The organism is Sorangium sp. So ce406, assembly GCF_051474675.1.
Classification (GTDB): domain Bacteria; phylum Myxococcota_A; class Polyangia; order Polyangiales; family Polyangiaceae; genus Sorangium; species Sorangium cellulosum_G.
In genome coordinates, this window is record NZ_CP150340.1 from 1,394,259 (window position 1) to 1,417,735 (window position 23,477).

At 71.2% G+C, this 23,477-nt stretch carries 17 protein-coding genes; 12 read left to right on the plus strand and 5 right to left on the minus strand.

The window, feature by feature from the left end:
- The first annotated feature begins 172 nt into the window (after positions 1 to 172).
- Both WME96_RS05100 and WME96_RS05105 read left to right on the plus strand, forming a co-directional pair.
- On the plus strand, positions 173 to 1,414 hold the full coding sequence (locus tag WME96_RS05100; RefSeq protein WP_437289042.1) for a glycosyltransferase: 1,242 nt from the start codon (positions 173 to 175) through the stop codon (positions 1,412 to 1,414).
- Between the two features lie 278 nt (positions 1,415 to 1,692).
- A complete protein-coding gene (locus tag WME96_RS05105) occupies positions 1,693 to 2,070 on the plus strand; it encodes an STAS/SEC14 domain-containing protein (protein ID WP_061612387.1) in 378 nt (125 codons plus the stop codon).
- A 209-nt stretch (positions 2,071 to 2,279) separates the two neighbouring features.
- Here WME96_RS05105 and WME96_RS05110 read toward each other — a convergent pair whose 3' ends face one another.
- The gene (locus WME96_RS05110; protein WP_437289043.1) at positions 2,280 to 3,482 is read right to left on the minus strand and encodes a P1 family peptidase; all 1,203 of its coding nucleotides are present in this window, start codon (positions 3,480 to 3,482) and stop codon (positions 2,280 to 2,282) included.
- The gene (locus WME96_RS05115) at positions 3,479 to 5,827 is read right to left on the minus strand and encodes a D-alanine--D-alanine ligase family protein (protein WP_437289044.1); all 2,349 of its coding nucleotides are present in this window, start codon (positions 5,825 to 5,827) and stop codon (positions 3,479 to 3,481) included. Before WME96_RS05115 ends, WME96_RS05110 begins: the two co-directional genes overlap by 4 nt.
- Positions 5,828 to 6,004: 177 nt before the next feature.
- Between WME96_RS05115 and WME96_RS05120 the strand changes: the two genes are divergently transcribed.
- From WME96_RS05120 to WME96_RS05130, 3 genes are all read left to right on the plus strand, one after another.
- Entirely contained in the window at positions 6,005 to 8,497 is a 2,493-nt protein-coding gene (locus tag WME96_RS05120) for an ATP-dependent helicase (protein ID WP_437289045.1), read from the plus strand.
- A 305-nt stretch (positions 8,498 to 8,802) separates the two neighbouring features.
- Complete coding sequence (locus WME96_RS05125) at positions 8,803 to 9,786, plus strand: hypothetical protein (RefSeq protein WP_437289046.1); 984 nt, start codon at positions 8,803 to 8,805, stop codon at positions 9,784 to 9,786.
- Between the two features lie 230 nt (positions 9,787 to 10,016).
- Positions 10,017 to 11,060, plus strand: coding sequence for a hypothetical protein (locus WME96_RS05130; protein WP_437289047.1), 1,044 nt, complete (start codon positions 10,017 to 10,019; stop codon positions 11,058 to 11,060).
- 92 nt (positions 11,061 to 11,152) lie between these two features.
- Here the strand turns inward: WME96_RS05130 and WME96_RS05135 are convergent, their stop codons facing one another.
- Positions 11,153 to 12,016, minus strand: a complete 864-nt coding sequence (locus tag WME96_RS05135) for a hypothetical protein (protein ID WP_437289048.1) — start codon at positions 12,014 to 12,016, stop codon at positions 11,153 to 11,155.
- Between the two features lie 362 nt (positions 12,017 to 12,378).
- Positions 12,379 to 13,239 (minus strand): MBL fold metallo-hydrolase, encoded by an 861-nt coding sequence (locus WME96_RS05140; RefSeq protein WP_437289049.1) that lies wholly within the window; start codon positions 13,237 to 13,239, stop codon positions 12,379 to 12,381.
- A gap of 128 nt (positions 13,240 to 13,367) precedes the next feature.
- Here WME96_RS05140 and WME96_RS05145 point away from each other — a divergent pair, with 128 nt between their 5' ends.
- The 4 genes from WME96_RS05145 (at position 13,368) to WME96_RS05160 (ending at position 17,350) form a co-directional block, all read left to right on the plus strand.
- Positions 13,368 to 14,591, plus strand: coding sequence for an MFS transporter (locus tag WME96_RS05145; RefSeq protein ID WP_437289050.1), 1,224 nt, complete (start codon positions 13,368 to 13,370; stop codon positions 14,589 to 14,591).
- A 93-nt stretch (positions 14,592 to 14,684) separates the two neighbouring features.
- Entirely contained in the window at positions 14,685 to 14,816 is a 132-nt protein-coding gene (locus WME96_RS05150; protein ID WP_437289051.1) for a hypothetical protein, read from the plus strand.
- A gap of 195 nt (positions 14,817 to 15,011) precedes the next feature.
- Positions 15,012 to 16,259, plus strand: a complete 1,248-nt coding sequence (locus WME96_RS05155) for a DNRLRE domain-containing protein (protein WP_437289052.1) — start codon at positions 15,012 to 15,014, stop codon at positions 16,257 to 16,259.
- A gap of 167 nt (positions 16,260 to 16,426) precedes the next feature.
- Positions 16,427 to 17,350, plus strand: coding sequence for an N-acetylmuramoyl-L-alanine amidase (locus WME96_RS05160; protein WP_437289053.1), 924 nt, complete (start codon positions 16,427 to 16,429; stop codon positions 17,348 to 17,350).
- A gap of 64 nt (positions 17,351 to 17,414) precedes the next feature.
- On the opposite strand, the gene lon is transcribed toward WME96_RS05160, so the two are convergent.
- A complete protein-coding gene (lon, locus tag WME96_RS05165; RefSeq protein ID WP_437289054.1) occupies positions 17,415 to 19,826 on the minus strand; it encodes an endopeptidase La in 2,412 nt (803 codons plus the stop codon).
- Positions 19,827 to 19,947: 121 nt separating this feature from the next.
- Between lon and WME96_RS05170 the strand changes: the two genes are divergently transcribed.
- From WME96_RS05170 to WME96_RS05180, 3 genes are all read left to right on the plus strand, one after another.
- The gene (locus tag WME96_RS05170) at positions 19,948 to 20,913 is read left to right on the plus strand and encodes a lysophospholipase (protein ID WP_437289055.1); all 966 of its coding nucleotides are present in this window, start codon (positions 19,948 to 19,950) and stop codon (positions 20,911 to 20,913) included.
- Positions 20,914 to 20,927: 14 nt separating this feature from the next.
- Positions 20,928 to 21,302 carry an NFACT RNA binding domain-containing protein gene (locus WME96_RS05175; protein ID WP_437289056.1) on the plus strand — a complete coding sequence of 125 codons (375 nt, stop codon included), beginning with the start codon at positions 20,928 to 20,930 and terminating at the stop codon, positions 21,300 to 21,302.
- Between the two features lie 557 nt (positions 21,303 to 21,859).
- A complete protein-coding gene (locus tag WME96_RS05180; RefSeq protein WP_437289057.1) occupies positions 21,860 to 22,780 on the plus strand; it encodes a transposase in 921 nt (306 codons plus the stop codon).
- The last annotated feature ends 697 nt before the right edge of the window (positions 22,781 to 23,477 follow it).

Below are 23,477 nucleotides of genomic sequence, written 5' to 3' on the forward strand. Positions count from 1 at the left end.
CTCTCGGGCCGCTCGTCGCGCGGCGAGCGTCGTCGGGGGCAGGCCGCGCGGGGGATCGACGCAGGACGCGTGCGATCACGTGTGGGTCACGCGCGGTGGACGTGCTTGGTGACGATCGCGGCGGCCTCGGGTAGGCTGCGCGGCGCATCATCACAAGGAAGGGCGGTGATTCGTGCGCGTGCTTCATGTTCTTCATACGTCGCTGCCTGTCATTGCGGGGTACACGATCCGCAGCGACTACATCATCAAGCATCAGGCCGAGCACGGGATGCGTCCGGCGGTGGTGACCTCGGCGCAGCAGGGGTCCGGGGACGCGCTGAAGGAGGAGATCGGCGGCATCTCCTACTGGCGGACGCGCGAGCCGTCCGGCAAGAAGCTGCCGGTCGTCCGGGAGCTCTCGCTCGTGCGGGCGCTGGAGGCGCGCGTCGAGGACGCGATCCGGGAGTTTCAGCCCGATCTCGTGCACGCGCACTCGCCCATGCTGGTCGGGCTGCCGGCGCTCGCGGCGGCGCGCCGCTTCGGGCTGCCGCTCGTCTACGAGGTGCGCGACCTCTGGGAGAACGCCTCGGTCGATCGAGGCAAATTCGCAGAGGACTCGGTGCCTTACAAGATCGCGGCCGGCCTCGAGAGCATCGTCTACAAGTACGCTGACGCGACGGTGACGATCTGCGAGAGTTTGAAGAACGCGGTCGCGCCGCGGGTGCGCAGCACGGACGCGCTCTACGTCGTGGGCAACGGCGTCGACTCGGACAAGTTCGCGCCGCGGGAGGCGCCGCCCGGCGCCTGGGAGCGCTTCGGGCTCGCGGGAAAGAGGCTCATCGGGTACGTCGGCACGTTCCAGCCGTACGAGGGGCTCCAGACGCTCATCGCGGCGATCGGCGACATCGCGCGGGAGATCCCGGACGCGCACGTCGTCATCACCGGGGCCGGCGGCCAGGAGATGGAGCTCAAGGCGTTCGCCCGCGAGAGAGGGGTGGAGTCCAAGGTGACGTTCACCGGGCGGGTGCCGCACGACGAGGTGTTCAACATCTACGCGATGGCGAGCCTGCTCGTGTATCCGCGCATCCGGACCCGGACGACCGCGCTCACGACGCCGCTGAAGCCCCTCGAGGCGATGGCCATGGCCCGTCCCGTGATGGTGAGCGACGTCCCCGCGATGGGCGAGCTCGTGCGCTATGGCGAGACGGGGTTCGTCTTCAAGGCCGGCGACAGCGCCGACCTCACGAGGCGGTGCGTCGAGGCGCTGAAGGACCCGGAGCGCCTCGAGCAGGTCGGCAAGAACGCGCGCGAATGGATCCTCAAGGAACGGCAATGGCCGACGCTGCTCTCGCAGTACGCGACGATCTACGAGAAGGCGATCGCCGCGCGCCGCGGGCAGGGCAAGGCGCACGTCGCCGAGGCGCGCACGGCGTGAAGGGCCGCGCGCGCCGGCGCGCCGCCCCGCGCCGGGCGCGCTCCCCCCGCGGATGAGCGGGGGCGGCGCGGGCGGCGCGGCGTGTTTCCAGGAAATACGCCGTCCGCCCCGCGCCGGGGCGCCGCCGTCTCCCGCCTCCCTGCGCGCGCCGCTCATGGCCGACCGCCGGCATCGCGGCCGCCCGGGCGGCGCGATCCCCGGGCTCGCCTCCTGCAATCCGGGGTATGATTGCGCGGCCCCATCCCGCCCTTTCGGGCACTGGCAGGAGGTCTCTCAACGTGTTCGAGATCAAAGTCGACCGGATCCACGCCATCGTGGATTTCGTCCTCGAGGGCCGTGTTCGCCTCGAAGAGATGGAGAACTTCGTCAGCGAGCTGAGGAAGGCGTGCGAGGGCCTGCAGGGCCGGGAGATCAAGATCAAGGCCGATGTCCGCGGCTTCCGGCCGATGGCGCCCGAGGTCGCGGAGAAGATCCGCGCCGTCCAGGAGTTCGGCCTGGAGCTCGGGGTGATGCGCGTCGCCGAGATCATCGAGAGCGACATCGTGGCGCTCCAGCTCAACCGCGTGGCGCGCGAGAGCGGCACGGACAAGGTCCTCCGGCGCTTCTGGGACGAGGACGCCGCCCACGAGTGGCTCCTCCACGGCGATCCGGAATAGCGGTCCGCCGCGCAGCCGATCGTCAGGCGGCGCCGGGTTGCCTCGGGTCAGCCGTCCTGCCAGGGCTCTGCCTCGCAAGGGGGAGAGCTCAACGCAAAGACGCAAAGGCGCAAAAATGCCTGAATTTATTGGTTTTTTCTTTGCGCCTTTGCGCCTTTGCGCCTTTGCGTTGAATTCTCGCTCCGGATCCCTGGCCGGATGCTGGTGCGCTAGCGCAGCGGCGGCGGATCGCACGGGTGCGGCGGCCGGTACCGCTTCAGGACCTCGGCCACGGCGTCGAGCGGCAGGGCGGGGGCGTGGTGGCCGCTGTGGCCGGTCATGTCGACGCCCGCGCACATGGCGTTGAGGATCGCCTCCTCCACCACGTCGACGGTGGCCTCGTAGAGGCCGTCGATCTCGGTGTCGAGGACGAGCTCGGCCATGTGACGCCCGGGCGCGAGGGGGTGCACGCTGAGCGAGCGGCTCGATCGAGGCGCGCTCCACTGCTCCATGGCGACGCGCGGCACCCGGTTCGCGGTGCTCCAGGTGAGGACGATCTCGCCGGAGTTGTTGGCCGCGTACCCGCCGGTGCGGCCGATCGCGAGCGCGGCGCGCCGCGACACGCGCGCGAGCTGACGGTGGATGAGGGGGGCGTCGGTCGCGACCAGCACGATGATCGAGCCGGCAGGGCCCCGCCGCGGGACGTGGGCGAAGCGGTCGCTGATCAGCCGGCCCACCGGGACGCCATCGACGCGGAGCAGCTCGCGGTCGCCGAAGTTCGAGAGCACGAGCGCGCCGACCATGGCGTCGACCCCGCCGACCGGCACGCAGCGGCTCGAGGTGCCGATCCCGCCCGCGAAGTGGAAGGTCTGCATGCCGGTGCCGGCGCCGACGCACCCCTCGGCCACGGCGCCGCCGCGCACGTTGTCGATCGCCTCCTCGACGTCGGCCTGCGTGACGTGCCGCCCCACGGTGTCGTTGAGGAAGCTGTCGTCGCACTCGGCGACGACCGGGATCACGACGTCGTACTCCTTGCCGATCTGCGGGTGGCGCTGCGAGAGCCACGCGACGGTCGCGTCGAGGACGCGGCCGACGCAGAGCGTGCTGCAGAGCAGGATCGGGGTCTCGCACAGGCCCCACTCGTTGATCTGCGAGAGGCCGGTCACCTCGCCGGCGCCGTTCAGCACGTAGCTGGCCGCGAACACCCGATCGAGGAACAGGTCGCCGTCGGCCGGCATCACCGCGGTCACGCCCGTGCGCACGGGGCCGAGGCCGGGGACGAGCTCGCCCTCGCCCTCGATCTTGGTCACGTGGTGGACGCGCACCCCGGCGACGTCCGTGATCGCGTTCTCGGGCCCGGTGGGAAAGCGGCCGATCGCGACGCCGAGGTCGCGCAGCCGAGGGCGCCGGATCGGGGCAGAGGGCGCGCTCACGGGCCAGCGACCTCCCGGCTCGCAGGGGGGAGGGGGGCGAGCTCCGCGGCGAGCGACACGGACCCGGCGAGCGTGGGGTCCGGCGAAGGCTGGGAGCCCGGCTCGGCCGCGCCCGTGGCGCCGGTCGCGCCCGCGGCACCAGCCGAACCCGCTGCGCCGGTGGGCGGCGCGGCGGCCGGGGCCGCGGCGGAGCCGGCCGACGCGCCGGCCGCGGGCGCAGCGGCGAGGGCGGACTGCGGCGAGGCGGCGCGGGCCTCGCGGTGGCGCTTGAGGCAGCCGGCCATGATCTCGCCGATCAGCGACCGGTAATCCATCCCCGCCACCTTCGCGATCACGCAGAGGTCGCTGAAGTCGGGCGTCAGGCCGGGCAGGGGGTTGATCTCGATCACGTACACCCTTCCGTCCTTTGCCATGCGCAGATCCACCCTGGCAACGTCGCGGCAGGCGAGCGCCGCGAACGTGTCGCGCACGACCTTCTCGATGCGGCGGAGCTCGGACGGCGTGACCTGCGCGGGGCACTGGAATCGCACGCGCGGCGTGTCCGTCTGCTTCTCCTCGTAGCCGTAGACGGGGTAGGTGGGCGGGTCGACGAAGACGACCTCCATGGGCGGCAGCACCTTCGGGCGCCGCTCGCCGAGCAGGCCCACGGTGAACTCGCGCCCCGCGATGTACTCCTCGATGAGCGCCGGCTGGTGGTAGCGATCGACGAGCTGCTTCGCCGCCGCGCGCGCCGCGGCCTCGTCCTTGACGACGGACGCGGAGGTGATCCCCTTCGAGGTGCCCTCGGCGTTGGGCTTCACGATCACCGGGTAGCGGAACGGCTTCAGCTTCTCGCGCCCGGTCGTGACCACCTGCCACTCGGCCGTCTCGATGCCGGCGGCCCGCAGGATCTGCTTGGTGAGGCCCTTGTCGAGCGCGAGCGAGAGCGTGGTGGCGTCCGAGCCGCTGTACGGGATGCCGAGCAGCTCGCACAGCGCGGGCACCTGCGCCTCGCGGCCGCGGCCGCGGAGCCCCTCGGCGATGTTGAAGACGACGTCGACCCCCGCGGCGGTGAGCGCGCGCGGCAGATCCGGGGTCGCCTCGAGCGGGACCACGGTGTGGCCGTAGCTCTCGATGGCGCTCGCGATCGCCTGGATGGTGCGCGGCGAGTCGAACTCGGCCTCGGAGTCGTACACGGCGCCGGCGCCCGGCTTGCCGGTCGAGCCTCCCTCCGCCGCCGCCGCCTCGCCCCGCTTCATGTTGTAGGTGAAGCCGACGCGGAGCGACGTCCGCTTCGCCCGGCGCGGCGCGTTGCTCTCCAGGAGCGGCAGGAGCCCGCGCCGCTTGCAGGCGCTCCGGACGATGGCCCGGATCACGCCGTCGAAATCGACGCCGCGCTGCGCCGCGGCCACGAACACGCTGGCGCCCGGCTGGAGCGTGGGCAGCCCGTCGACCTCGAGGAAGTGCACGTCGTGGCCCTGGTTGCGCGAGGACGACGGCGTGACCCGGAACTCGCAGCGGGCGTGGTCCTTGAGGTCGAGCGCGCGCACGACGCGCGCGGTCAGCGACCGGATGCGCTCGATGGTCTGCGGGGGGAGCTGCGCGGGCCGGCGGGTGACGTGCTCGGGCTTCGCGTGCTTCAGGTTGAAGTCGTAGATGTTGTAGCTGCCCGGCACCTGGGGATCGATCACGAACTCGACGGGCGTGAGCACCCCCTCGGGGACGCCGGCGCCGTTCGGGCGCGCGCCCCCCGCCTCCTTGAGGCCGTCGACGAAGGAGCACGCGACGTCGATGCCGGCGACGTAGTGCTCGACGAGCAGCCCCGCCTCGAAGCGCGCGAGCTGCCGCTCGACCACCTCGGCGAGGTGGTACGCGTCCTCGCAGACGCTCCACTCCCGGTAGATCCCCTTCGAGGAGCCCTCGAAGTTCGGCTTGACGATCACGGGGAAGCTCACGTCGTCGAGCGCGCCGCTCTCCAGCGTGGTGCGGTTGACGAGGCGGGCGCGCGGGGTGGCGACGCCGTAGCTCGCGAGGACGCGCTTCGTGAGCGACTTGTCGAGCGCGACGTTCAGCGCGTAGGCGTCGGAGCCGGTGTACGGGATGCCGAGCTCGTCGAAGAGCGACGGGTAGAACGCCTCGCGCGTCTTGCCCTTGTGGCCCTCGGCCGTGTTGAAGATGAGATCGGGCTGGAGCGCCTCGAGCCGGGCGAGGACCCGGGACGCGGGGCCGCTGACCTCGATGCGCTCCACCTCGTGCCCGGCCCGCTCGAGCGCGCCGGCGATGGCGGCGATCGTCTCCGGGCTGTCGAACTCTGCTTCCTCGGCGGATCCCGTGATCTTCAGGTTATGCGTCAGCGCGATGCGCATGGTCTCTCCTGCCGCTCGTCCCGGCCGCGTCTCCCCCGGTGCTCTGCCGGGGCGCATGCGCGTGCGAGGTTACGGCCAGCGCGCCGGGTTTGCGGCGGAAAAAGCGGGGAAGCGTGGCGGCGGTCTGTTGGCTTGGCCGGGCTCCCGCTCGCGCGGAGGCCGTGCTAGCGACGCCGTGTGGACCGTTTCGCCGCACCTGACGCCTACCCCCCTCCGCCGCCCGAGCCAGGCCTTCCTTACGAGGAGCTGAACGAGCCGCAGGCGCGCGCGGCCCGCCACGCCGAGGGGCCGCTCCTCATCTTCGCCGGCGCGGGCAGCGGCAAGACGCGCGTCATCGTGTACCGGATCGCGAACCTCATCGTGACTCACCGTGTTCCGCCCTACCGGATCCTCGCGGTGACGTTCACGAACAAGGCGGCGTCCGAGATGAAGCGCCGTCTGGAGGGGATCATCGGGGCCGACATCGTGAAGGACCTGTGGGTGGGCACCTTCCACGCGGTGTGCGCGCGCCTCCTGCGGCGGCACCACGAAGCGGCCGGGCTCGAGAAGAACTTCGTCATCTACGACGACGACGACCAGCGCGCGGTCATGAACCGGGTGCTGAAGGAGCTCAACCTCGACGATCGGCGCTATCCACCGCGCCAGGTGCTGTCGCGCATTCACGCCGAGAAGCAGGAGGGGCGGGGGCCCGGCGAGTTCGAGCGCAACGGCTACTTCGACGACGCGATCGCGCGGTGCTTCGCGGCGTACGAGCGGCACCTCAAGGCGGCGAACGCGGTGGACTTCGACGACCTCCTGCTCTCGGTGCTGCGGCTCGCGGAGGACCCGGCGAGCCTCGCCGGCGAGGATCTTCGGGGGCGCTTCCGCCACGTGCTCGTCGACGAGTTCCAGGACGTGAACCAGGTGCAGTACCGGCTCGTGCGCGCGTTCTGCAAGAGCCACGACAACCTCTGCGTCGTCGGCGACGACGACCAGAGCATCTACCGCTGGCGCGGGGCGGACGTGCGGATCGTGCGCGGCTTCCGGCGCGATTTCCCGCACGCGACCGTGGTGAAGCTGGAGCAGAACTACCGCTCGGTCGGGCACGTCGTGCGCGGCGCGCTCGGGGTGATCCGCCACGCGTCGGATCGCGAGCCGAAGGAGCTGTGGACGTCGAACCAGGACGGCGCGCAGATCGACGTGGTGGCCGCCGACAGCGAGCACGACGAGGCGGCGTGGGTGGTCGAGTGCATCCGCGAGCTGATCGCGCAGGGCGTTTCGCCGAACGAGATCGCGGTGTTCTACCGGATCCACGCGCAGTCGCGCGTGCTCGAGGAGGTGCTGCGCGAGGCGCGCATCCCGTACCAGATCATCGGCGGCACGCGCTTCTTCGAGCGGGCGGAGGTGAAGAACCTGCTCTCGTACCTGCGGGTGGTGGTCAATCCCCGCAGCGACGTGGATCTCAACCGCATCATCAACGTGCCTGCGCGCAAGATCGGCCAGAGCACGGTCGACAAGCTGATCCAGGCGGCGGACGCGCTCGGCGTGTCGCTCTACGAGGCGATCGAGCCGCTCGTGGGGGGCGCGGTGCCGCCGTCGGCGGTGCCGCGGTCGGCGCTGCCGTCGGGCCGGCTCGAGCCGCTCGCCTCGGCGGCGAAGCGCAGCCTGCTCGGCTTCCGCGACCTGATGCAGGGGCTCATGGCGGAGATGCCGCGCCTGTCGCCGAGCGAGCTCGCGGAGGAGGTCCTCGCGCGGTCGGGCTACGCGAGGATGCTCGAGCAGGACGACAGCGTCGAGTCGGAGGCGCGGCTCCAGAACCTGCGCGAGCTCGTGCAGTCGATCGTGGACTACGAGCAGGAGGCGATCGCCGCGGGGGAGGATGCGACGCTGTCGGGCTACCTCGAGCGCGTGAGCCTGGTGTCGGACGCGGACGCGCTCGTCGACATGCCGAAGGTCGCGATGATGACGATCCACGCCGCGAAGGGGCTGGAGTTCCACGCGGTGTTCCTGACGGGCATGGAGGAGGACCTGTTCCCGTTCCGGAGCCAGGACCCGAACCGGAAGGGCGATATCGAGGAGGAGCGCCGGCTGGCGTATGTCGCGATCACGCGGGCGCGGCAGCGGCTCTGGATCACGCACGCGGCGCGGCGGGCGATCTTCGGCCAGACGCGTTACTGCCTGCCGAGCCGCTTCCTCGCGGATCTCCCGCCCGCGTCGGTGCGCCCGATGGCGACGCCGACCAGCATGATGGCGCAGCGCCGCATGGACGTGGTGGGCGGCGGCGGCGGGTACGGGGCCTCGGCGGGGAGGTTCGGCGGATCGGGGGAGCGCTCGTGGGCGGGCCGGGGCTCGTACGAGGGGCGCGAGCGGAGGCCCGCGGCGCAGGCCGAGGAGCGGCTGGCGTGGTCGCGGTTCCCGCGGGAGGGTGAGCCGGCGAGGGCGCCGGCGCGCGAGGTGGATCGCGCCGAGCGGGCGCCGGGCGAGCGGTACGTGGAGAGGGAGGCGGTCGACGCGGGCGGCGAGGGCGGCGAGGGGCTCGCGCTGCGGCGCGGGATGCGGGTGTTCCACGAGCGGTTCGGGCCGGGCGTGGTGGAGAGCGTGGATCCGGGGGCGGATCCGATCGTCACCGTGAAGTTCTCCGGGTGGGGGAAGAAGCGGATCAAGGCGGCGTTCCTGAGGGCGGGGACGTGAGGGGGAAGGCGTCAGGGAGTTCGCTGTCGGCGAGGCGGGTCGCCGGGACCGGAAGGCGCATTGTCGATTCCTGTACCAATTTCTCATGATGCTGCCGCCTATCTCGCGGAACCGAACTCCCTCGAACAGGTGAATCGCCGCACAGGTTGATGCGGGATCAGGTCGAGTGGGCGACAGGCCCATCTGTGCGTCTCCGCTGCTTCCACGCCCGCCTTCCTTCTGGTACGTGAGCGTGGCCCGGAGGCTGGCTCGCCGGATCAAGGGCGCTCGCGCGAACCCTCGCGCGGGGCGAAAGGGGCATTCCCATGCACAGGAACACCCGTCATGCCGTCGCGTCGGCGCTGGCCGCCGCGCTCCTCTCGACCTCGGCAGGCGCCCTGGCAGAGCCTCCGTCCGGCGCCCGGGACCGGCTCGTGGCGCAGGCGCACACCGCCGTGGACGAGGCGCGCCTCGCCGACGCGCGCGAGCTCTGGATGGCGGTGTGGAAGCTCGAGCGCTCCCAGGTGGCGGCGTGCAACATCGGCGCGCTGTCGTTCCGGATCGGCGACATGCCGGCCGCCGTGCGCTGGCTGTCGCTCTGCAAGGACATCATGCGCGCGCCGAGGACCCCCGGTGAACGGGCGCTCCACGAGTCGCGGCTCGTCGATCTCGCCCGCGCGCGCCAGCTCGCCGGCGAGCTCCGCATCGTGGCGCCCGCGGGCGCGACGGTCACGATCGACGGCGCGCCGGCCGAGATCGAGGGCGACAGGCTGATCCCCGTCGAGCCCGGGCGCCGTGTCGTGCGCGCGGCGCTGGATGGCAGGACGGCCACGGCCGAGGTCGACGTCCCGCGCGGCGAGACGCGGGAGGTGAGGCTGACCTTCCCCCCGCCGCCCGAGCCGCAGCGCCCGGGGCCGGAGGCGCCGCGCGCCGTACCTGCGGGCCCTGCGCCGCCGCCGCCGGCTCGACCGGGGCCGAGCACAGCCATCGTCGTCGGCGGCGTCGGGCTGGCCGCCTCGTTCGCGGCGCTCGGCGGCGTGATGCTCGTCGGCGCGGAGAAGCGCGAGGAGGCCATCCTCGCCTCCGCCCGGGCCGCCGGCCCGAACGGCTGCTTTCGCCTGAGCGGGCCAGTGTGCCAGCACGCCGCCTCGGCCCGCGACGACATGCGCACCTTCAGGGCGATCGGCGTCGCCGGCGTGATCACCGGTGGCGCCGTCCTGGCCGCCACGCTCGGGTACACGTTCTACCCGCGCGGTCAGGCCGAGGTCAGGGTGTCTTCGGAAGGCTTTACGGTATCTGGCGTCTTCTGACCATGAAATCGACATCGATTCTGCGCTACCGGCGCTGACCGGAAATCGCCGCCTGCGGCGCACCCACTGGCGAAAACTTGCGTGACCGCCGCGGGCCGAGCGCGGCATAGTGGGCCCGTTCGAGGATCAGGCCAACGGCACTTCGGCGGATTGGGGCCGCCGGGGTGCCGCTCAACCCAGCCTTGTGCCGGAGGACTGGACGTACGATGAGCTCTGTCAAGCTTTGTGCCGTGGGACTTTTTTTTCTCACGGTCTTGCCGCTTCCTTTCGCCTGCGGCGGCGAGCCGTATGTGGGGGGCGACTGCGCGACAACGAACGACTGTCTATCGGACGGTCAGACGGCGCCGGGCACTGTCTGCGTCAACGAGCGCTGCGAGTGCGCCGAGCCGGGCAAGGTGGTCTGTTGCGCGCGCGGCGAGGAGGCGCCGGACTGCTTTCAGATGTGCCGGCCCTGCAACGAGTGCGCGGAGGGGACGGCGGAGTGCTCGGGCGTTGTCGACCCGTCGGAGCGGTGTGAGAGCGACGCGGAGTGCCCGGGGCCGCCGGATCCGCGGTGCGGCGCGGGGCGCTGCGTGGAAGGGAAGTGCGAGCTCGAGATCAAGGTGGGTCGCCTGGCCTCGCAGCTCCGCGGCGACTGCAAGCAGGACGAGTGCACGGACGAAGGGATCGTGGTCAGCGTGCCGGCGTACGACGTGTACAACGACGGCAACCAGTGCACGAACGATCTCTGCGATTACGACCGGCCGCTGAACGCGCTGTTCGACGGGGTGATCTGCCCGATCTCGGGAGCCGGGAGGTGCCATGAGGGGCGGTGCGTGGAGTGCCTCGCCGAGGATCCGACGCTGCACTGTGCTCCGGGGCTGGCCTGTGACGGGGTGTTCTGCGTGCCGGCCCACTGCGTCAACATGGTGCTCGATGCCGGCCGCGGAGAGACCGCCCAGGACTGCGGCGGACCGTGCAAGCCGTGCAGGAACGGGGATCCGTGCGAGGCTGGGGCGGATTGCCAGTCAGGCGTCTGCGCGATGGCGCACTGCAAGGCGCCGACGTGCAGCGACGGTGTGAAGAACGGCGACGAGACCGGCGTGGATTGCAGCGGGAGATGCCCCCGGCGCTGCCCTGACGACGGCGGCTGCGAGTCCGGCAAGGACTGTGTCAGCGGCGTCTGCTGGGCCGGCGCCTGCGAGCCGTCCTCCTGCAAGGACGGTGTGGAGAACGGCGACGAGCTCGGCGTGGACTGCGGCGGCGAGGGATGCGACGCGGCGTGCCCGGGGTGAGCGGCGGGGCGCGGCATGCGGTGGCCATGTGAAGGGGGCAGCCTTCTGCGCTCAGCGGACGCGCTGCGGTGCACGACGGTCAGCGGTAGCCTTCACAGCCGAGCGAGCCGTCCATCTTCGAGCAGCACCCAAGGAGCCGAAGCCGAGTAGGCGTCGATCCCGCCGATCGGCAGACTCGGCGCATCTGTGATCCGCTCAAGCCCTCTGTCCAGCAGCCGCTGCCCGCGATCGGTGAGGCGATACACCTTCGAGAGCATCCGATGACCAGGTGGGTTCGGACCGGGGGCTCGCTCCACAGCCGCGCTTGAGTCGTGCTCCGCCCACTGGGCGAGGCGATCTTCCACGAACAGGTCGCCCGTGCAGGAGCCGAGATCTCGCAAGTCCGATCCCAGGTGTGATCTGTTGCAGTATACTTGTACTGGGGTTTGCCATTCCGCTGTTGACAGGATGGTCAGAATGAGCTCGTCGAACCGGCTGAGGCGCAAGGCGCCTCCCGGGCTCCTTCCTGGGAAGAAGCAAGAGAGGAGCCTCCACAAGGGGGCGAGCTCCGGGAATCCCTCGACACCGTGCGCGCAGCTCTCCGCGAACGGCAAGGGGTTCTCATCGACGTAGCTGTCCCAGAGGCGAACGGCACGATCGTAGCGTTCCATCGGCCAGGAGCGGGCCCTGCCGAGACGGTCCAGAAGAACGTTGTCGGGGTGGTGCGCTACCGACGCGGAGCAGTCGAACGGCGGTATTCTCGGTGAATCGGGAAGCCTTCTCATCGTGCCGTACACCGGTTCGAGCTCGATGATGAGGACATCACTGCATGGGATCCCCAGGTGCCGCAACCAGCTACAGGCTCTCCAGAGGTTCACCCGTTCGTGAAGGCTCCCGGATGCCCACAAGATGACGGGTGGTTTCCAGTTAACCTCGGATGAGTAGAGGCGATCCCATTTTTGTCCTGAATCGTCCATGTTCGAGCGATGCTCGCATAAGGAGAACCATGCGTCGCGCGTCCGGACATGCTCCAATGGGTCCCGGCGGCTCGGTCCGATGATAAGGCGTTCTGACGCGCGTACGACGTTCGTCGCGCCGAGCTGCACTAAGCGCTCTGTCGCTGGCGAGTCGAAGGTGGCACGCCTGCCCTCTTCAATCCGTGAACCATGTATTCCTCCCAAGCCGGATTCTGATGCGCGTGGCGTTATCTCATCGGAAAAACGGGTCAACCGGTGGCACGGCGCAGGGGGGCAGGGCTCGGCGCCGCGGTTGGTTGATCGAGGTCGCCGCCGTTGATCTGATCGCGTCTCGAAGTCGTCCAGATCGCTGACGACGACCTCTATATCCACACCTCACCCAGCAGCGGCAGCACGCCCATCTTCACGTCGCGCGACGCGCGGCCCAGGCGCTCTGCGAGGCGCTCCCCCTGCATCGCAGGGAGCGCGACGGCGGGGCGATCCAGCGGAAGAAAGAAGTTGTCCCAGTGCGAGAAGAGCACCGCGCGCGGCGACAGGGCGCGCGCGACGCGCTCGGGGAAGGCGCGTGAGGCGGTCCAGCCGGCCACGCAGAGCAGGAGCAGGTCGGGCTCCCGGCAGTCGAGGCTCGCCTCGACGAGCTCCGCGCTGCCCAGGTGGACGATGAGCCGGCCCGCGACCCGGATCTCCACCGCGAAGACAGCGCCACACCGGTAGCGCTCGGCCCGGAGCGGGACCTGGTCGCAATCGGAGATGTCGCCAGGGAAGGGGACGCGGCCGAGCATCAGGCGGGAGTGGGCGCTCGGCAGGAATCGCAGCCGGAACGGGCCGACCTCGGCGACGACCGGCTCGCCGCCCGGCGCGCGCTCGACGTCGCGCGCGCGGGACGGAGGGACGCCGGAGGCGCGGCACAGCGCCGCCGCGGAGCGGGAGCCGAAGACGGTGGCCCCCGTGCGGAGCGCGATCTCCGGGATGTCGAGCGCGTGATCGAAATGGGTGTGCCCGGCGATGATCGCGTCCGCGCGCGGCGCGTGGCGCGCCACCGCGGCGACATCGGGTACGAGGCGGCCGAGCACGCAACGGCGGAGCGAGGCGCGCGTGAGGTACGGATCGATGAGCACGACCGCGCCGGCGTGCTCCACGGCGAACCCCGCGGCGCCCAGCCACCGCACCCGGACGGCGCCGGACGGCGCGAGCGACAGCGGAGAGAAGGTGTCGGCGATCATCGGCGCGCGCTCCCGCGGTCGGGCGGCGGGGTGAGCCCGCGCGGCTTGCTCCTCGTCCTCGTCATCGCCGCGCCAGTGTCCGTGTTTCGAGCGACCGGGGCTCGACCGCTCGGTTACGATTCCGGCTCGTGGCAGACCGAACGCGCGCCGGCAACATCGCCGCCCTCGCCGCGCTGTACTTCGCGCAGGGGATCCCCTTCGGGTTCCAGGCGACGGCGCTCCCCATCTTCCTGCGGGCGAGCGGCGTCTCGCTCTCCGCCGTGGGCTTCTCGGGGGCGCTCGCGCTGCCCTGGGTGGCCAAGGCGCTCTGGGCGCCGCTCGTCGACCGCTTCGGGTGGGCGCGGATCGGCCGGCGCCGCTCATGGATCCTGCCGCTCGGGGCGCTGCTCGCGCTCACGTGCGCGGCCGCCGCGTTCGTGCCGCCGTCGCGCCACCTCGGCGCCCTGCTCGCGCTCGTCTTCCTGATGAACCTGCTCGCGGCCACCCAGGACATCGCGGTCGACGGGCTCGCGATCGACCTGCTCGGGCGCGGCGAGCTCGGCCTCGCGAACGCCGCGCAGGTGGTCGGCTACAAGGTCGGGATGCTCGTCGCCGGCGGGCTGCTCGTGTGGGCGAGCGCCTGGATCGGCTGGCGCGGCCAGTTCGGCGCGATGGCGGCGCTCGTCTTCCTCTCGGCCCTCGCCTCGCTCGCGCTGCGCGAGCCGCCGGCGAGCGAGATCGAGGCGCGCGATCGCCGCTCGGTGCGCGAGGTGCTCGCGACGGTCGCCGTCGCCCTGCGGGCGCCGGGCGCGCTCTGGGTCGTCGCGTTCCTCGGGACCTACAAGCTCGGCGAGGCGATGGTCGACATGATGTTCAAGCCCTTCCTGGTCGACGCCGGCTTCCCGCCGCACCAGATCGGCCTCTGGGTGGGCACCTACGGCCTGGTCGCCTCGATCGCCGGCTCGCTCGCGGGGGGCCTCCTCGCGCAGCGCCTGCCGCTGCTCGTCGCCGTCGGGGTGACCTCGGCGCTCCGGTCCGCCGCGATGGCCGGCGAGTGGGCCCTCGCCGCGTCAGGCCCGCCGGACGCCGGGGCCGTCATCGCCGTGACCGTGGCCGAGCACCTCTTCGGCGGGGCCCTCACGACCGCGGTGTTCGCCTTCATGATGTCGCGCGTGCGGCGATCGGTCGGCGCGACGCACTACACGGTCCTGGCCAGCGTCGAGGTGCTCGGGAAATCGCCCGCGGTGTGGCTGTCGGGCGCCCTCGCCCAGCGGCTCGGTTATGCAGGGTTGTTCGCCCTGGGGACCGCGATCTCGGTCGCCTTCCTCGGGCTGCTCTGGCCGCTCCGGGCGCGGAGCCCGGGCGAGGGGTGAGCAGGTCTCGTTGCGCAGGAACGCTGATGACCTGTGCGCCCATTTCATGATATAACGAGACAGCGCTACGGCTGACGAATTCAAGAACATCTCGTGATCGCGCTCGTCCGACTCCGCGCGTCGATCGCCCCGCCGGCGGCCCTCATCCGCCTCGGGGTGGGCGAGGTCCTCCAGGGGCGACGAAGCTCGAGGTTGGCCACGATCCGGGAGGCGAACGCCTCGTGACGGCCGTGCCGCCGTACCTTCATGCCGCGCGCGCTGGTTGACGAATAACGACTTACGCGGTCCGCCTTCGCGGCAAACGCAACAGCTTATCAGCATCGTCCACACTTAGTAAATACATTTTTCAATTCATGCCGTGCGGCAGCTCGCCGCGCGGCGCGGCGCCGCTTTGCGGGCGCCCCAACGAGGAGCTCTGTCATGAGAACCGCCTATCCGTCGTATCCGTCGATCTTCTCTGCGTTCGCGCTCGCCTGGATGATCTCGGGCTGCACGGCGGCAGCCGAGCCGCAGGAGGACAACGATGCCGCCATCGGCGAGGGCGCGGCGGCGCTCGTCGCCTGCTCGGTCCTGCCCTCCGGGAACATCGTCACGAACGGCAGCTTCGAATCGCCGAACGTGTCGTCCGGCAATTCGTCGGTGTACAGCTCGATCTCCGGCTGGCAGGCTGCCTTTGGTCAGATCCAGATCCATGACCACACGAACGGCATGAACCCCGCGCAGGGGAGCCAGCACGCCGAGCTGGACGCCCAGAGCTCGAGCGGCATCTACCAGAACCTCACGACCATCCCGGGAGCGACCTACGAGCTCCGGTTCGCCTTCGCCGCGCGCCCGGGCACGAACGCGAGCCATAACGTCCTCGGCGTCACCTGGGGCGGCCAGCCGGTCGCCACGCTCACGACCGCCAGCACCGCGTGGGCCTATTACACCTATACCGTCGTGGCCTCCGGCACGACGACGCGGCTCCAGTTCAACGATCTGGGCATCTCGGACGGCCTGGGGACGCTCCTCGATCACGTCACCGTGGTCGCCGCCGATACGGATCACGACGGCGTCTTCGACTCGTGCGACAACTGCCCGGCGGTGCCCAACCCCTCCCAGGCCGACGCCGACGCCGACGACATCGGCGACGCCTGCGACGCCCCGCCCGAGCCCCAGTGCGCCGTCGTGCAGCGCGGCACGTACGGGGCCGTGCGGGATGCGCATGTCCAGCCCGGGGTCTCGTGGCCGTACGGCGACTACCCGTACATCGTCTTGAACACGCTGCCGGAGGGCGTGCAAATGGGCGTGCTGGCCTTCGATCTGTCGTTCATCCCGGCGGGATCCGATGTCGAATCCGCGACCCTCTCGCTCTCCCACCCGTGGAAGGCGAGCGCCGGCGTCATCGAGGTGCACCGCGTGAACGGCCCCTGGCAGGAGTCGACCCTCCACGCCGGCAACTTCCCCGGGTACAACGCGGCCGTCGAGGCCACGACCCCCACGGTCGCCGCGGACGCCGTCGCGACCGCCGACGTGGCGGCCCTCGTCCAGACCTGGGTGGATGGAGCCCAGCCGAACCACGGCCTCGCGCTCCAGGATCCGAACGGCCGGACCGACATCCGGTCGAGCGAGCAAGTGAACGTCGCCCTCCGACCGAAGCTCGAGGTCTGCTACACGCCGGCCCCGTAGCGGCGGTTCCGGGCGAGCCGCCGAGGGCCGCGCCGGGGCACGATCGCGCAGACGCCCCGGGCGATCTCGGGGTGTCGATCGGCGCGCCGGACGCCGGCCACCTCCTCCGCGCTGGTTTGCCGAGAACCTGACGCCGCGCTCCGCCTTTGATAGCTAGCGGAGCCGCGGTGATCTCGCGCAGGAAGCTCGTCCTCGGTCTCGCCGGCGCCGCCGGCGTCGCCGCCCTCGCGCGGGCGCGCTCCCCCGGCCCCCCGCGCGATGGCGCGGTGCGACGCGCGCTCAAGCTCCCGATCGCGCCGAGCGGCTGGCCCCTTCCGGGGGCCCGCGTGGTCGCCCCCGCCGCCGTCTTCCCGCCGGACTTCGGGGTCCGTCGCGTCTACCTCGACCCGGGCCACGGCGCCCCGGGCAACGCGGGGAACCTCTCCTGCTTCTGCGTCGAAGAGCAGGAGTTCACGCTCTCCGCGGCGCGCGCGCTCGCCGAGCGGCTCAACGCCACGGGGCGCTTCGAGGCGCGCGTGGGCAGGACGGCCGACCGGCCGCTGCCCTACCAGGAGCGCGCCGAGGACGCAGCGCGGTGGCGCGCCGAGGCCTTCGTCAGCGTGCACTCGGACGTGCGCGGCAGGATCGAGACGTGGTCGCCCGCGCCCGGGCGGACGTGCCCGCTCAACCTCGCCGCGCCGGGGTTCGCCGTGCTCTGGTCCGACGAGGGCGAGCCGGCCCTCTGCGCCCGCCGGCTCGCCCTCGCCCGCGCCTTCGCCCGGCGCATGGCGGAAGCGGGCCTCATGCCGTACCGCGGCGCCGCCTACAGCGGCCTGTACGAGCCCGACAGCGCCCAGGCAGGCGTCTTCGTCGACCGGCACCCCCCGGGGCAGCGCATCTTCGTGCTGCGACGCCCCACCATGCCCTCCGTCCTGATCGAGACGCACCACGCGCTCGACGCCCGCGAGGCCGCGCGCTGGACCGAGCCCGCCACGCTGGACGCCTTCGCCGCCGCCACCGCCGCCGCGCTGGCCGAGACGCTCGGCGGGGGCGGCGCGCTGGCCGAGACGCTCGGCGGAGGCGACGCGCCGGCCTCTCGGCCGCCCACCTGAGCCACCCGGGCGCCGCCCGCCCAGGCGCCGCCCGCTACCGGCCCTCGCCGCGCCCAGCGCCGCGTCAGGACGCCCGCGCGTGCGGGAGCACCTCCGGAGGCTCCAGGCGCATCGGGCGGAGCCGCAGGCAGAGCGCGATCGCCTCGTCGAGCGTGCTCACCAGGTAGAACTCCAGCGAGCTCCGCACCTCGGCCGGCAGATCGTCGAGATCCGCCTCGTTGTCCGCAGGGATCAGGATCTCGAAGATTCCCGCCCGGTGGGCCCCGAGCACCTTCTCCTTGATGCCCCCGATCGGCAGCACCGTGCCGCGCAGCGTGATCTCGCCGGTCATCGCGATGTCGCTCCGCACGGGCCTGCCCGACAGGGCGCTCACCAGCGCCACCGCCATCGTCAAGCCCGCGCTCGGGCCGTCCTTGGGCACCGCGCCCGCCGGAACATGGATGTGGACGTCGCGCCGCTGCAGCCGATCGAGCGGCACCCCGAGCTCCGCCGCGTGCGCGCGCGCGTAGCTCAGCGCCGCCCGGCCGCTCTCCTTCATGACGTCGCCGAGCTGCCCCGTCAGGACGAAATCGCCCTTGCCAGGCATCACGCTCGCCTCGACGTGCATGATGTCGCCACCGGTCTGCGTGTAATACATGCCAGTCGCCACGCCCGGCTGATCGTGCTGCAGCCTTCGCTCCGGGCGCATCCTGGCGCGACCGAGCAATTCCTTCACGTCATCTCCGGTGCCCACCACCGCCCGCTCGCTCTCACCGCCCGCGATCCTGCGCGCGGCCTTTCTCGCCAGGGCGCCGAGGGTCCGTTCGAGCTGCCGCACGCCCGCCTCGCGCGTATATCCGCTGATGATCTCGCCGAGCGCCGCGCCGGTCACGCGGAGCTGCTCGTCGCGCAGCCCGCACTCCCGCCGCTGGCGTGGCAGCAGGTACCTCCGCGCGATCTCGTGCTTCTCCTGCTCGGTGTATCCGGCGAACAGCGCGGTCTCCATCCGGTCGAACAGCGGCGCGGGGATCGTCTCCCGGAAGTTCGCCGTGCAGATGAACAGCACCTCGGACAGGTCGAACGGCAGGCCGAGGTAGTGATCGACGAAGCCGTCGTTCTGCGCAGGATCGAGCACCTCGAGCAGCGCCGCGCCAGGATCGCCCTGGAAGGAGGCGCCGAGCTTGTCGACCTCGTCGAGGACGATCACCGGGTTCTTCGACCCGACCCGCTTGATGCCCTGGAGGATGCGGCCCGGCATCGCGCCGACGTAGGTGCGGCGATGACCGCGGATGTCGGCCTCGTCGCGCGCGCCGCCCAGCGAGACGCGGACGTACTTGCGACCGAGCGCCCGCGCGATCGACTCCGCGATGGACGTCTTGCCGGTCCCGGGAGGGCCGAGGAAGAGCAGGATCGGGCCGCGGGAGATCGCGCGGCTCCGCTCTCCGTCGCCCCGGGCCTGCCCGACGCGCAGCTTGCGGACGGCGAGGAACTCGAGCACCCGGTCCTTCACGTCGTCGAGGCCGTGGTGATCCTCGTCGAGGATCGCGCGCGCCCGATCGAGGTCGACGTGGTCCTCGGTGCGCTGGTTCCAGGGCAGATCGGCGACGAGCTCGAGCCACGTGGTCAGGACCTGCGCCTCGGGCGATGTCTCCCGTCCCATGCGCCGCAGCCGCGCGAGGTCGCGCCGGGCCTCCTGGAAGATCTCCGGCGGAGGGCTGGCCCGCTGCAGCTTGTGCTCCAGACGTGCCGCGACGTTCTCGTCGTCTTCCTCGCCGAGCTCCTTCTGGATCGCGCGGAGCTGCTCGCGCAGGTAGAGCTCCCGCTGCCGCTCGCCGAGCTCCTCCTCGACGGTCGTCCGGATCTTCTCCTGCGTCTCGACGATGCCGATCTGCCGATAGAGGTGCAGCGCGAGGCTGCGCATGCGCTCTTCCGTCGAGAGGGTCTCGAGCAGCGCCTGCTTCTCGGGGGTCGGGAGGTCCAGATAGAAGGCGATGTGGTTCACGAGCTCGGCCGGGCCGAACATGCTGCCGACGAACTGCTTGAGGACGTCCTCCGGCGCGCCGCGGTGACGGCCGTACTCGACGGCGCGCTCGCGCACCTCGCGCGAGAGCGCCTCCAGGGCGCTGTCCTCCTCTGGACGGAGCGGGAGATCCGCGAGATCGATGACGGGGGCGCGGATCACGCCGTCGACCTCCGTGTAGCGGGGCGCGGCCGCTCGCCGTTCGCAGCAGAGCACGAGCTGGAGGCCCGACCCGAACCGCTGCACCTGGGTGATGCGGGCGACGACGCCGATCGAGAAGAGGCCGGCCGTGGTGGGCTCCTCGGCGGCGTCGCGCTGGGCGACCGCAAAGATGCGCTTGTCCTCTCCCTCCATCCGGAGGGCGGCCTCCACCGCGCGGAGCGTCTTCAGCCGTCCAACCGTGATGGGCGTCGCTATCCCAGGGAAGAGGACGGTGTCGCGCAACGAGAGCACGGGCAACGATCGGCGCTCGGGCATGGTCCGGGGATCGTGCGAACCTCATGCCATGGAGGACCGTACCGAAAACTCCTTTTCGGCGCGGAAGCATCGAGAATCGTGGTCACGTGCGCGGCGCGATCGATGGTAGGGTCCGCTCCCGATGCCCGCAGACACCTTCACGTTTCAGGCGGACGACGGTCGAGAGCTCTTCGTGTACCGCTGGCTCCCGGACGACGGGGCGCGCGGCATCTTCCACATCGCGCACGGCATGTCCGAGCACGCGGGCCGCTACGCGCGCCTCGCGCAGGCGCTCTGCGCCGCCGGGTGGGCCGTCTACGCGAACGACCACCGCGGCCACGGCAGGACGGCGCGCGGCGACGACGAGCTCGGCTTCTTCGCGAGCCAGGGCGGCTTTCAGCGGGTGGTCGGCGACATCGCGCAGCTCATCGCCCGCGCGAAGGGCGAGCACCCGGGGCTGCCGGTCGTGCTCTTCGGACACAGCATGGGCTCGTCCCTGGTGCAGGAGTACCTGATCGAGCGCGGCGGCTCGATCCAGGGCGCGGTGCTCTCGGGGTCCTCGGGCAAGCCGAACGCGCTCGTGAACGCGGGCCGGCTGATGGCGCGGGCGGAGCGGCGGCGGCTCGGCGAGCGCGGCAAGAGCGCGATCCTCCAGGCGATGAGCTTCGACAGCTTCAACAAGGCGTTCGCGCCGACGCGCACGGGCTGCGACTGGCTCTCTCGCGATCGCGATGAGGTCGACAGGTACATCGCAGATCCGCGCTGCGGCTTCGCGGCGACGGCGTCGCTCTGGGTCGACGTGCTCGACGCGATGGTGGAGATCGCGCGGCCCGAGCGGCAGGCGCGGATCCCGAAGGATCTGCCGGTGTACGTGTTCTCCGGGTCGCGCGACCCGGTCGGCGGGTCGCTCAAGGGGGTCGCGCAGATGCTCGAGGCGTACCGCGCCGCCGGCCTCCGCAACGTGACGCACCGGTTCTATCCCGGCGGGCGCCACGAGATGCTGAACGAGATCAACCGCGAGGAGGTCACGCGGGATCTGCTCGCGTGGCTCGCGGCGGAGGTGCAGGGCGAGGCGGCGGCCGCCGGCGCCGGGGTCGCGACCGGCTGACGGCGGAGGGGCGGATGGGGAGCAAGGGGCGGCCGTACCGCACGCTCGCGGTGGACGGGTTCGAGGTGCTCATCGGCCGGGGGGATGAGGACAACGACGCGCTGACGTTCGCGATCGCCGAGCCGCACGACCTGTGGCTGCACGTGGCCGGCGGCACGCCGGGGAGCCACGTGATCGTGCGCAATCCGGATCGGGTGGAGGTGCCGCGCGAGGTGGTGGAGCGCGCGGCGGCGGCGGCGGCGTGGTACTCGAAGGCAAGGGGCGCCGCGAAGGTGGAGGTCCATGTGTGCCGGGTGGCGGATGTGAGCAAGCCGCGCGGGGCGCCCGCGGGGATGGTGCAGCTCGCGCGGTGGAAGAGCGTGCGCGTGCGGCCGGAGATCCCGGGGTGAGCTGAGGAGGCAACCCGACCGGCAACCGGCAAACAGGTGGCGGTAACCCGACCGAGGTTGGGGCAACCCGACCCGGGTTGCAGGGGCAACCCGACCCCGGTTGCAGCAACCAGCAACCCGTCCCGTGCAGCAACCAGCAACCCGACCCGCGTTGGGCAACCCGACCCCGGGTTGGGCAACCCGACCCAGGTTGACGGCGGGTTGGGCAATCCGACCCAGGTTGGGCAACCCGCCCCAGGTTGAGGCGGCAACCCGACCCAGGTTGAGGGCCAAGGGCCAACCCGACCCAGGTTGGCGGCCGGCGGCGACCCAGGTTGGGGACGGCTGGTTGGGGCGACCCAGGTTGGGGCGGCTGGGGCGACCCAGGTTGGGGCGGCTGCTGGGGCTGGCGGGGCGGCGACGACCGGATACAGGTTGGCCTGAAGTATCCCAGCACGCTCCACCACCAAGGTGGCGGAAACCGGCGGAAATCGACATCCGCCACCCATCGGCCAGGGCAAGCACTTGAAATGATTCACCTCGCCTCTCGGCACATGGTTTGTTGACGTGCTCCGGCCATGAGCCAGCCTCGCCAGATCGCTCCAGGCGCGACCTACCTCATCACCCGCCGCGTCGTGCGCCGACACTTCCTCTTCCGCCCTGATGCGGCCATCAACCAGCTCCTGGTTTACGCCCTCGCGGTCTCGGCCCGCCGCTACGGGGTGGAGGTTCATGCGGTCTGTGCGATGTCGACCCACCTGCACCTCGTGGTGACCGATGTGCAAGGTGTCCTGCCGCGCTTCTTGCAGTTTTTTCATCGTCTCGTTGCGCTCGGTACGAAGGTGCTGCGCCAATGGGAAGGACCGGTATGGGACCATGAAGCGACGAGCCTGGTCCGGCTTCTGACACACGCCGCGATGGTGGAGAAGATCGCCTACGTCCTCGCGAACCCTGCGGCCGCTGGCCTCGTCCGCCATGCGAAGGAATGGCCGGGGGTCAAGGTACACGCGGGTGAGCTCGGCCTGGGCATGCTGCACGCGCCGCGTCCTGTGGTGTATTTCGACCCGAAGAACCCGCAATGGATCGAGGAAACGACGCTTCCGCTCACACTGCCGCCGGGCATTGAACATGATAGCGCGGAGGCCTTTCGTCGTGAGGTCGCCGCCGAGATCGAGCGACAAGAAGCGCTGGCGCATGCGGAGGTGCAGCGGCAAGGGCTCCGTTTTCTGGGAGCCGAGCGAGCCAGCAATGTTTCGCCGTACGAGCGTGCCACGAGCTTCGAGGCGCTGCGCGACCGCAATCCGACGTTCGCAGTCGGCCGTGAGCAGGGGGACGCATGGCGAACCGCTGCGGCCGCAGTGCGGTCGTTTCGCGCGTCGTACCGCGCGGCGCTCGGACAATGGTGTGCTGGCGTGCGCAGCGCGCTATTTCCGGCGGGAACGTGGTGGATGCGCGCGTTTCACGGCGTTCTCGTGAATGAAGCGGTGCTCGTGGTGTAGAACCGCGCGCGGGAGCGCGGCAGCGAGACGGGCAGGGGTAGATGACGGCTTCGATGTGTTGTCGGGGATCCTTCCAGGGTGCCGGGGCAACCCAGGTTGGGTACCCCTTGGGTCAACCCGGGTCGGGTCGCTCTGCCTTTGGGTCAACCCGGGTCGGGTCGTGTCGCCTTTGGGTAACCCGGGTCGGGTCGCGGCGCCTTTAGGTAACCCGGGTCGGGTCGCTCTGCCTTTGGGTCAACCCGGGTCGGGTCGCCGGTCGGTCGGGTCGCCGGTCGCTTCGGGTCGGGTCGCTCAACCCGGGTCGGGTCGCTCCGGTCGCTTCGGGTCGGGTCGCTCAACCCGGGTCGGGTCGCTCTGCCTTTGGGTCAACCCGGGTCGGCTCGGGTCGCCGGTCGCTTCGGGTCGGGTCGCTCGGGTCGGGTCGCTGATCGCTCAACCCGGGTCGGGTCGCTCTGCCTTTGGGTCAACCCGGGTCGGGTCGCTCTCTGTGGTCGGATCGCTCAACCTGGGTCGGGTCGCTCTGGGTCGGGTCGCTCACGGGTCGGGTCGCTCACGGGTCGGGTCGCTCAACCCGGGTCGGGTCGCCGCTGATCGGGTCGCTCCGTCGGGTCGGGTCGCTCTCGTCGAGGCTGATTGACAATGCCCCCGCGGCTCCCGCATCCTGACCCCCCGATCACCTCCAAGGCCCGAGGCCGCA

Bases quoted from the DNA above. Each gene is read 5' to 3' on its own strand.
- WME96_RS05140 (WP_437289049.1), bottom strand. From the start codon at position 13,239: ATGATCGCCGACACCTTCTCTCCGCTGTCGCTCGCGCCGTCCGGCGCC.
- WME96_RS05155 (WP_437289052.1), top strand. From the start codon at position 15,012: ATGAGAACCGCCTATCCGTCGTATCCGTCGATCTTCTCTGCGTTCGCG.
- WME96_RS05115 (WP_437289044.1), bottom strand. From the start codon at position 5,827: ATGCGCATCGCGCTGACGCATAACCTGAAGATCACGGGATCCGCCGAG.
- lon (WP_437289054.1), bottom strand. From the start codon at position 19,826: ATGCCCGAGCGCCGATCGTTGCCCGTGCTCTCGTTGCGCGACACCGTC.
- WME96_RS05125 (WP_437289046.1), top strand. From the start codon at position 8,803: ATGCACAGGAACACCCGTCATGCCGTCGCGTCGGCGCTGGCCGCCGCG.
- WME96_RS05180 (WP_437289057.1), top strand. From the start codon at position 21,860: ATGAGCCAGCCTCGCCAGATCGCTCCAGGCGCGACCTACCTCATCACC.
- WME96_RS05135 (WP_437289048.1), bottom strand. From the start codon at position 12,016: ATGGACGATTCAGGACAAAAATGGGATCGCCTCTACTCATCCGAGGTT.
- WME96_RS05170 (WP_437289055.1), top strand. From the start codon at position 19,948: ATGCCCGCAGACACCTTCACGTTTCAGGCGGACGACGGTCGAGAGCTC.
- WME96_RS05175 (WP_437289056.1), top strand. From the start codon at position 20,928: ATGGGGAGCAAGGGGCGGCCGTACCGCACGCTCGCGGTGGACGGGTTC.